A 9,782-nucleotide genomic window follows, 5' to 3' on the forward strand; every position below is an offset into this window, starting at 1 on the left:
CCACATTCGTCCCCCGTAAATTGGCACGTTCCAAATCAGCCTGACGAAAATCCCTCACCGCATCTATATTTGTACCACTCAATTGAACCTTAGTCAGCCTAGTATTAGACAAAATAGCATTCTGCAAATTCGTATCGCGCACATCCGCAAAAGACAAATCAGCCCCACTTAAATTCGCTCGACTGAAATTAACTCTAAACAAAAGCGATCGCCTCAAATCAGTATTCGACAAATTAGCTTGCAACAAATAAGATTCCGCCAAATTAGCCCCAAAAAGTTTAGCACCACGCAAATCAGCCATCGTCATATTTGCCCTACCCAAAAAAGCATTAGACAAATTCGCACTGCGCAGATTAGCACTATCCAAATCCGCACCATACAAATCAGCATTAACTAAATTAGCACCAGCCAAATTAGCATCAGTTAAATCCGCTTGTACCAAATTAGCTTCATAAAGATTTGCGCCGCTTAAATCTGCTCCTTTCAACTTAGCCCTGTACAAGCTAGCCTTGAACAAATCAGCATTTCTCAAATCACAACCCTCACACTCCTTAGTTTCCAACAATTGCCTCACATGATCGGCATTTTGAGCTAGAACAGGAGCGGAATACCAAAATAAAGCTAAACTTGCCGTTACAGTTGCTAAAACTTTAAATTTCACAAACAAACCTCACAGCCACTTCAAATAAATTATACTAACAAACTCTAGACTTTAAACCCATTGCCCCTCTCTTTTCTCCCTCCTCTGCGTTCTCTGCGCCCTCTGCGGTAAATCCCCAAAAAACCTATTCGCAGCAAGGCGGGCCAAGCCCGCCCTACCTAACTGGGATTAAGCCTCATCTAAAGCAGCAACACCAGGCAATTCCTTACCTTCAAGCAACTCCAAACTAGCACCGCCACCAGTAGAAATGTGGCTCATTTCTGAACCCAAATTCAACTGTTCCACAGCAGCCACCGAGTCACCACCACCAATAATAGTGGTAGTACCAGTCTTAGTCAGTCCAGCCAAAGAATGAGCGATACCTTCAGTACCGGCAGCAAACTTCTCCATCTCAAACACGCCCATGGGTCCGTTCCAGATGACAGTTTTGCAATCAGCCAAAGCATCTTGGAAAGTTTTCACCGAATCCGGGCCGATATCCAAACCCATCCAACCATCAGGAATGCTCTCAACAGAGACAGTTTGAGTATTAGCATCACCAGCAAACTTATCAGCAACTACCACATCAGTAGGTAACAGAAAAGCAACTCCCCGTTCCTTCGCCTTAGCTTCCAAAGACTTAGCCAATTCCAGCTTGTCATCTTCCACCAAAGACTTACCAACGCTCAAGCCACGAGCCTTGTAGAATGTGAAAACCATGCCACCGCCCAAGAGCAATTTGTCGCACTTCTCCAGCAGTTTTTCAATGACTCCAATCTTGCTCGAAACCTTAGAACCGCCGATAATGGCAGCTAAAGGACGTTGAGGATTGTCGATCGCACTACCAAGATACTGCAACTCCTTCTCCATCAAAAAGCCAGCCACAGAAGGACTCAGATACTTAGTAACACCCTCAGTAGAAGCGTGAGCCCGGTGAGCAGTTCCAAAAGCATCATTCACATACAAATCAGCCACAGAAGCTAACTTCTTAGCAAATTCCGGGTCATTTGCCTCCTCTTCTGGGTAAAAGCGGACATTTTCCAGCAAAATCACATCGCCTTCTTGCATCGCCTCGACGGTAGCAGCGACTTCATCGCCGATGCAGTCGTCAGTCTTTTTGACTTCTTTACCCAACAATTCCGACAGTCGCTTAGCAACAGGAGTCAAGCGCAACTTCTCAGTCACGCCCTTGGGACGGCCGAAGTGGCTGCACAAAATCACCTTAGCGCCCTTGGATGCCAAATCTTGAATTGTCGGCAGAGCAGCCCGGATGCGAGTATCATCGGTGATACTGCCGTTGTCGAGTGGCACGTTAAAGTCCGCCCGCACGAGTACCCGTTTTCCCGATAAGTCCGATGCCGATAAATTTGCTAGAGTTTTTTTTGTCACAGGATTAACCTCCTAAATATGTGTCTTTTTGTTGAATTCCGTTGTAATGGTGGCACTGGTCACTGGTACTTGGGCCTCGGACGCATTCAACCGCGCCCGTACAAAAAACGGAAGATGGAACAAACGGCACTGATTGGCTTAACCTAAACATTTTATCGGACTCCGTGTCCCGGAGATGTGCAGTATGTTCAAGACTGTCTTATTTCCAGTAGATCAAAGCCGAGAAGCCCGCGAAGCCGCCGAAAAGGTTGTCAATATTGTGAAAACCTATGGTGCTCGTTTAGTGATTCTGTCGGTAGTCGAACCCCCAGCCGAGAGTGGCGAATCCCCGCCGCGAGAAACAATGGCTTCACCCGAAGCCGTCGCCAAACTGCTGTCTGATGCTCAGGCGATGTTCTCCCAGCAGGGAATTCAAGCTGAAATCATTGAACGGGAAGGCAAGCCTGCTTTCACGATTTGTGATGTGGCTGACGAAATTGGGGCTGATTTGATTGTAATGGGCTGTCGAGGGATGGGTTTAACTGATGATGGGGCGTCTGACAGCGTTACCAGTCGGGTGATAAACTTATCTCCTTGTGCAGTTTTGATTGTGCCTTAGTCATTGGTCAGTAGTCATTGGTCAGTAGTCATTGGTCAGTAGTCATTGGTCAGGAGTCATTAGTTATTAGTTATTAGGTGAATGATAACTGACTACTGCCAACAGCCCACTGACCAATAACCCATGACCAATGACTAACAATTAATAACCAATAACTAATAACTAATAACTAATAACTCATGAAAATTCACTGGTATCCCGGTCACATTGCCAAAGCGGAACGGGCATTAAAAGAACAACTAAAGCGAGTAGATGTGGTACTAGAAGTCCGAGATGCCCGCATTCCTTTGGCTACTCACCATCCCCAAATGCTGAATTGGGTGGGCAGTAAAGCACGCATCTTAGTTATTAATCGGATGGATATGATTTCGCCTCGGTTGCGGGAGGAATGGGAAAGCTGGTTTGAAGCAAGGGGGGAATCGGTTTATTTTACTAATGCCGAACATGGACACGGCATAAATGCTTTGGCGGATGCTGTACAGAATGCTGGGGTGCAACTGAATCAAAGAAGATTCGATCGCGGGATGCTTCCTCGTCCTGTCCGAGCGGTGGTGATTGGCTTTCCCAATGTGGGAAAATCTGCTTTAATTAACAGGCTGTTGGGACGCAAAGTCGTAGATAGTGCGCGCAGGGCTGGAGTAACTCGATCGCTCCGATGGGTTCGCATTTCTGACCAAATTGAGTTGTTAGATACCCCCGGAGTGATTCCCACCCGTATTAACAATCAAGACAATGCCCTCAAGTTAGCTATTTGTGAAGATATTGGCGAAGCAGCTTACGACAATCAGGTAGTAGCAGCGGCGATGGTCGATTTGCTCCTGGGGCTGGAAGCTACTGATGATACTTTGATCTCAGTATCTGGTTTCAAATCCAGATATAAATTAGATGCTTTATCTAGTAATGGTGAAAATTATTTACACGAGGTAGCGAAAGAAAGACATCAAGGAGACGTGGAACGAATGGCACGGCAAATGTTGAATGATTTTAGAACTGGTGTTTTGGGTCAGCTTCCTTTGGAGTTACCGCCGATTTGATCTAGCAGTTTAAAATCCACAATCCACACTTGACTTGAGGCTGATGATTTTCACTTCATCTCCTATGTGTAGTATTTTTCCTGATAAGCGATCGGGTACTCGCGTGTTAATGTTAAGTTGCGACAAGTGATTTAAAGGCAATCGTCTTGCGGAATCAGCTATGGTTTTATTCCGCTTGGCTGTGAATACCTTTTCAAAATTGGGATAAACTTCTTCCCTAAAATAATGGCGCTGCGATAGGATAGAGCGTTGGCTGGGATTAAGAGCTTCAAATGTGGTTGTTCCTATTTGCAAGCGCACAATTTCTTCATTTTCTGCAAACAGTTGGTCTTCCCAAAACGGCGGCACGTCTCCAATTTCAATATTAGCTCGCAAGTGCTGTCGCATTTCATTCACACAAACTCTGGGAAACCAAGATGCAATTTCTGCAATTGTTTCGGTACTGATGATGGTTGGTCCGGGTGCTGCGGGATTTTCGGGAAAGCCGGTTAGCAAGTTCTCAACTAACTTGACACGGAAACCGAAGTAGTTAGTCAACCAAGATTGTATTCTGACCCGTTCTCGATCGATGTGAAAAAATATTTCTTGTTCAGTGCCTTGAATTTTCAGACCGACGATGTTATTGCTGATATTAAAGGATAAACGCAGAAAATAAGCTCCGTTGTGGCGATCGCCGTTGACAAATTCCCCTTGCTCGTCATAGATAGCAAAGGAGCGATCGCCTTTTAGAGCCCCGCTAGGAAGAAGAGTTGCTTGACTGACAGCTATGCCGTCTAGGGATTTGATTGGATAGATATGAATACTGGCAACGTAAGCCATTTCGATTTATTGAGCAAAATTATTGTGAATCTCTAATTATAGCTTTTATTTGGTATTAACGTGGTAATAATTTATAATTATTCATCATTTTTTTAAATTAGTCAGAGATGGCTTGTAAAGAAACAATAAAAAAATTAGTCAAAATTTATTGTACATATTATGCTCAGAATGTTTAACGCTGAAAGAGAGTTATAAATAATGATGGAACCAAAAAAAACAGGCGGGATGTCGAGGCGGAATGCCATCTTGATGGCTGGTGCAGGGGCGCTGGTGGCAGCCATTGCACCAGGAGTCTTAAAAGTGGAAGCGGCGAATGCTAACACAGAGGCCAGCCCAGACATCACTTCTGATGCCGCACTCCAGAAATTGATGGATGGGAATCGGCGCTACATTCAACAAAAACGGACATTTCCCGACCAAGGCCGATCGCGCATTGTAGAAGTAGCAAAGGGTCAACGTCCGTTTGCGATCGTTCTTTGCTGTTCCGATTCGCGGGTGGTTCCTGAAATTCTTTTCGACCAAGGATTGGGGGATTTATTTGATATCCGAGTAGCTGGAAATGTCCTAGACGATGCTATTATCGGTACCATGGAATATGGTGTCGCAGAATTGGGTACTCCCTTGATAATCATCCTGGGTCACGAACGCTGCGGTGCTGTCAAAGCAGCTTTAGACGGCAAACCAGTTCCTGGTAAAATTGGCAGTTTGGTGGCGGCGATTAAACCGGCGGTTGATTCGATCAAAGGTCAACCGGGGGATGCCTGGGATAACGCAGTCAAAGCTAATGTGAAAATGAACGTAAGTAAGTTAAAACAATCATCACCAATTATAGCTGACGCAGTTAAAGCAGGCAAACTTAAAGTTGTCGGGGGACGCTATGATTTGGATACTGGTACGGTAGAGATGGTTGGTTGATTTTCTTGATTGTATCTGACTTTTGACTATTTTTATGAACAGGCAAGATGTCTGTTCCACGAATAGGGAATTTGATGGTGGGGTAGGCCGGAGAACCCACCCGTAAAAGCCTTCAACTCAGTTAGATTAACCCCATCTCTTGCAGTCCCCGGCGCAGGCGTTCTGCTTCAAAAGGACGGCGCTGTTCGTGAAGGGCGATCGCCCTTTTGAATTCTGCTAAACTCTCAGGCATTTTACCAATTTTCAGCAGCGCTACTGCCAAATTTTGATGGGCTTCCGCGTGTTCTGGTTCGATTTTAATCGCTTGTCGATAATAGGCGATCGCATCTGTCAAATTCCCCGCTGCTTTCAGCGTTAGTCCTAAATTATAGTGACCAGTGGCAAAAGTGGGGTCAATTTTCAAAGCAGCTTTGTAAGCCATTTGGGCACTGGTCAAATCTCCCTCATCTTTGAGCAAATTTCCCAAATTATTGTAAGCACCCAACTTGATTGGTGGGAATACTTTGGTATTAATTGCTGCTTGATAGTGTTCCTTGGCTTTCACAAATTGCTGTTGGTGGCGGTAAGCAATTCCCAAATGATAGTTAAGTTCGTAAACAATAGAATCATCAATGGGAACAACCGTCAAGCCCTTAGTTAATAAATCAATTCCCCGCTGAATTTGTCCGCTTTCTACATATAAAGCGCCTAATTTACTACAAGCATAGGCATCGTTTGGATAATAGGTGATATATCTTTCCATTGCCACTTGAGCTTTTTGGAATTTGTTTTTAGTGGCGATCGCATCTTGTTGATAACCAGAGTGCAAAATCGCCACATCCGCCAGAGCACCTATTTTCCACTCCGGTTCCCTCTGCAAAATCTCAGCCACGCTGTCGTCTACCATGGCGTGATAAGGTCGAGAAAACCGGATATCGTGGCGATGGCGAAACAACCGCGACACCAGGGAATAGGGAGATTGAGAAGCACCGATTTCTTGACGGATGAGATTGATTACTAAAGTGCGATCGCTCTCAAGAGCCTGCTTCATTTGAGGTACAATCTCCGGTACCAGCACTTCATCGGCATCCAACACTAAAATCCAGTCACCCGTGGCGTACTTGAGACACTCATTGCGGGCGGCTGCGAAGTCATCGCCCCATTCAAAGTGATAGACTCGCGCCCCGAATTCTCGTGCAATTTCACAAGTGCGATCGCCCGAACCCGTATCCAGCACCACCATTTCGTCAACAACATCCTTAACGCTAGCCAAAGTCCGCAGTAGGGTTGCTTCTTCATTCTTTACAATCATGCACAAACTTAGATCCATCGGGCCCAATCTTTCCTATTTTTAAAGAATTATTGTAGTTTGATTGAGAAGTAAAAAATCAAAACCTCAAGCCAAAGTTGTCATTTTCCCTTCAGCATCCAGCCTATAGCAGTCCTTGCAGGAGTCGTAAAGTTTTTTACCCCACCCCAACCCTCCCCTTATTAAGGTCCGGGAGTAAGAAATTCACAAATGATTTAGGATTGCTATAGTTACTTTCTAGCTTTTACCTTTCTTCAGTAAAAAGGTGTGGTTAACTCTTTTGACATACTCAACGACCTCAAAATTTTAACTATTCCTGATAAATCGTACCACTTTAGGTTCCTCCCTACGGTAGAGACAACCAATCAATATCTGTTGCTATTCTAAGAACATAAGACAAGGGACAAAACAGTTTAGGATTCAGGAGAAAAAGAAATGGGCATTATTGCATGGATTGTTTTAGGACTCATTGCCGGCGCCATCGCTAAAGCTATTTATCCCGGACAACAAGGTGGCGGTTTCCTCGCTACAACAGGTTTAGGAATTGTGGGAGCGCTAGTGGGAGGTTATCTAGGTCAAGTCTTCCTGGGGACGAGCGGGGGAGCATCCTTCGGCGCATTAACGATACCTAGCGTTGCTTTTGCCGTCCTAGGTGCGATCGTTCTACTTTTCATCTGGGGTTTATTAACTCAACGTACCGTATAAAAAATCTTGTAAATTCCCAGTCAATAATTTTAACAATCCTCCAGGCCGAAGACTGGAGGATTGTTATTTGAGTAAGAATTAATAGCAGTTGCCCTGGGGCTTGGGCGGTTGCTATACAACTCATCTCAATATCAATTAATCAATCCGAAAATTGAAAGGCAAGCGAACATAAACTCCCTGGGGATCGTTCATCGACTGCACCACGGCAAGTTCCTGCTGCATTTTATGTACTTCTGCCGTCAGGGGATCGAGTTTGACTGCGGCTTTGGTGGCGCGCACGCCGGACAGTTTCTCCAAAATGCGCTCCTCTAAACTGCGACGTTTTGGATATTCTTCCAATTGCCAATCATTGCCAAGTTTAGCTTGTTTGACGGCTTCTTGGATAGCATCTTCAAGACCCCCAATTTGATCGACTAAACCCAACTCCTTAGCGGCCGCACCAGACCAAACTCGGCCTTGAGCTATTTCTTGTACCTTGTCTTTGGGCAGTTTGCGAGAATCGGCGACTTTAGTAATAAATCGATCGTAAATGCGATCGACAACCCTCTGAATATTAGCCAATTCTTGAGGATTTTTCGGGCGAGAAATCGTGTTAGTATCAGCAAAGCGGCCAGTTTTAACGACATCCCAAGTTACGCCGTTGTTGGTAGCTAATTTTTCGACGTTGGGTAACATTCCAAAAACGCCAATCGAACCAGTAATCGTATTGGATTCAGCAAAAATCTTGCTAGAACCCATAGAAATCCAATAGCCACCGGAAGCTGCTAAATTACCCATGGAAACGATCACGGGTTTTTTCTTAGCAGTGAGTACCACTTCCCTGCCGATGATTTCAGATGCCGTGACACTGCCTCCGGGACTGTTGACGCGCAAAACTACTGCTTTTACGTCGTTATCTTCTCGGATTTTACGCAATTCTTGAGCGATGCGATCGCCTCCTACTTGACTGACGCCCCCTTCGCCGTCTACAATTTCTCCTTCGGCATAAAGAACAGCCACTTGCTTGTGATTATCAGCGCGATTCGAGTTTTTATTTTCCGCAATTTTGGCGTAACTTTTCAGACTAATTTGTTTGAAAGATTTGTTTTCTCCATCGGTTCCGGTTAGTTTCTTAAGTTCGGTGACAATTTCGTCAAAGTATGCAACTTTATCAACTAACTTGCTGTTGAGAGCTTCCTCAGCCATCAACGTGCCACCATTATCTGCGATCGCCTGCAATTGCGGCACAGTCAATTTGCGGTTTAGCCCCACAGTTGTCAGATATTCACCCCAAATATCTCCCAACAACTTTTGAGTTTGCTGGCGATTTTCGGGGCTCATCTTTTTCAGCAAAAATGGTTCGACTGCTGACTTATATTTGCCGACGCGAGTAACTTGCACTCCCACTCCATATTTTTCTAAAGCGCCGGCAAAAAACGTCGTCTGACTGCTAAAACCGTTGATTTCCACAGAACCAAAGGGATTGATAGCAATGGTATTGGCAACGGAACCAAGGTAATATTCTCGCTCGTTCCAATCCATTTCATAAGCAAAAATTGGTTTTTTAGCCTCTCGAAAACGCTGCAATGCCGATCGCACTTCTTTGAGATTAGCAAACCCACTGCCACCAGAATCAGAATTACCTTCCAGATAAATACCAACTATTTTTGGATCTTGTTTCGCAGATGCGATCGCATCTAAAACAGTACGCAGCGTCACAGTATCTGAACCATCCTCAGAAAGCACTTCTTCAATGGCAGCCCCGGTACTGCGGCTGGGTTTGCTGTCAGTAATATTGAGAGAAAGATCTAATACTAATACAGATTTATCTTTAACTTGCGGCCCCGAATCTTTAGACGACGACGCAGCCATAGCAATTAGAATTACGAGTCCTCCCAATCCTATGCTACCGATCAACGCCAATCCTAGGAGGCTTCCCAGCAAACTTGCAAACGTATATTTTAGGAAATCTTTCATTTAATTAATTGGTAATTGGGCATGGGGAATTGGTAATTGGGCATAGGGAATTGGGCATAGGGAATTGGTAGCAACCATTGGTGTCAACTTAAGCCTGAAAGCCTTGGTATCTCTCGTTCATAGCCAAGTCTAGATCCCCCTAAATCCCCACCCCCCCCTAGGGCGTGTTTTCAAACTACTCCTTAAGATTTAGATCCCCCTAAATCCCCCTTAAAAAGGGGGACTTAAAGACTCTTTCCCCCCCCTTTTTAAGGGGGGCTGGGGGGATCTTTGGGTTTGAAAACACGCCCTAGCCCCCCCCACCCCCCCCTGCCCCCCCCAAGGGGGGAAGGGGGACGAAAGATCGGACTCTTATCCCCCCCTTCTTAAGGGGGGCTAGGGGGGATCTAGATTTAATAGTCAAACAGCAGTCTGTGGCTACCTTTGACCTTAAGTTGA

At 45.2% G+C, this 9,782-nt stretch carries 9 protein-coding genes; 4 read left to right on the forward strand and 5 right to left on the reverse strand.

Features of this window, described 5'->3' with window-relative positions; translation table 11 throughout:
• Both AAFP11_RS28655 and AAFP11_RS28660 read right to left on the reverse strand, forming a co-directional pair.
• The coding region (locus AAFP11_RS28655; RefSeq protein ID WP_341740081.1) for a pentapeptide repeat-containing protein at window positions 1–661 on the reverse strand (661 nt) is incomplete at its 3' end.
• 168 nt (window positions 662–829) lie between these two features.
• Window positions 830–2,029, reverse strand: a complete 1,200-nt coding sequence (locus tag AAFP11_RS28660) for a phosphoglycerate kinase (protein ID WP_341740082.1) — start codon at window positions 2,027–2,029, stop codon at window positions 830–832.
• Between the two features lie 184 nt (window positions 2,030–2,213).
• Between AAFP11_RS28660 and AAFP11_RS28665 the strand changes: the two genes are divergently transcribed.
• Window positions 2,214–2,627 (forward strand): universal stress protein, encoded by a 414-nt coding sequence (locus AAFP11_RS28665; protein WP_341740083.1) that lies wholly within the window; start codon window positions 2,214–2,216, stop codon window positions 2,625–2,627.
• Window positions 2,628–2,806: 179 nt separating this feature from the next.
• The gene (gene ylqF, locus AAFP11_RS28670; protein ID WP_341740084.1) at window positions 2,807–3,661 is read left to right on the forward strand and encodes a ribosome biogenesis GTPase YlqF; all 855 of its coding nucleotides are present in this window, start codon (window positions 2,807–2,809) and stop codon (window positions 3,659–3,661) included.
• Between the two features lie 9 nt (window positions 3,662–3,670).
• On the opposite strand, the gene AAFP11_RS28675 is transcribed toward ylqF, so the two are convergent.
• A complete protein-coding gene (locus AAFP11_RS28675; protein ID WP_341740085.1) occupies window positions 3,671–4,480 on the reverse strand; it encodes an MOSC N-terminal beta barrel domain-containing protein in 810 nt (269 codons plus the stop codon).
• 198 nt (window positions 4,481–4,678) lie between these two features.
• Here AAFP11_RS28675 and AAFP11_RS28680 point away from each other — a divergent pair, with 198 nt between their 5' ends.
• Window positions 4,679–5,395 (forward strand): carbonic anhydrase, encoded by a 717-nt coding sequence (locus AAFP11_RS28680; protein ID WP_341740086.1) that lies wholly within the window; start codon window positions 4,679–4,681, stop codon window positions 5,393–5,395.
• A 121-nt stretch (window positions 5,396–5,516) separates the two neighbouring features.
• Here AAFP11_RS28680 and AAFP11_RS28685 read toward each other — a convergent pair whose 3' ends face one another.
• A complete protein-coding gene (locus tag AAFP11_RS28685) occupies window positions 5,517–6,704 on the reverse strand; it encodes a glycosyltransferase (RefSeq protein ID WP_341740087.1) in 1,188 nt (395 codons plus the stop codon).
• A 414-nt stretch (window positions 6,705–7,118) separates the two neighbouring features.
• On the opposite strand from AAFP11_RS28685, the gene AAFP11_RS28690 reads away from it, so the two are divergent.
• Window positions 7,119–7,388 carry a GlsB/YeaQ/YmgE family stress response membrane protein gene (locus tag AAFP11_RS28690; protein ID WP_341740088.1) on the forward strand — a complete coding sequence of 90 codons (270 nt, stop codon included), beginning with the start codon at window positions 7,119–7,121 and terminating at the stop codon, window positions 7,386–7,388.
• A 135-nt stretch (window positions 7,389–7,523) separates the two neighbouring features.
• On the opposite strand, the gene sppA is transcribed toward AAFP11_RS28690, so the two are convergent.
• The gene (gene sppA, locus AAFP11_RS28695) at window positions 7,524–9,344 is read right to left on the reverse strand and encodes a signal peptide peptidase SppA (RefSeq protein WP_341740089.1); all 1,821 of its coding nucleotides are present in this window, start codon (window positions 9,342–9,344) and stop codon (window positions 7,524–7,526) included.
• Window positions 9,345–9,782 lie beyond the last annotated feature (438 nt).

It is taken from the genome of Microcoleus sp. CAWBG640 (assembly GCF_020883015.1).
In the GTDB taxonomy this organism is placed as follows: Bacteria; Cyanobacteriota; Cyanobacteriia; order Cyanobacteriales; family Microcoleaceae; genus Microcoleus; species Microcoleus anatoxicus.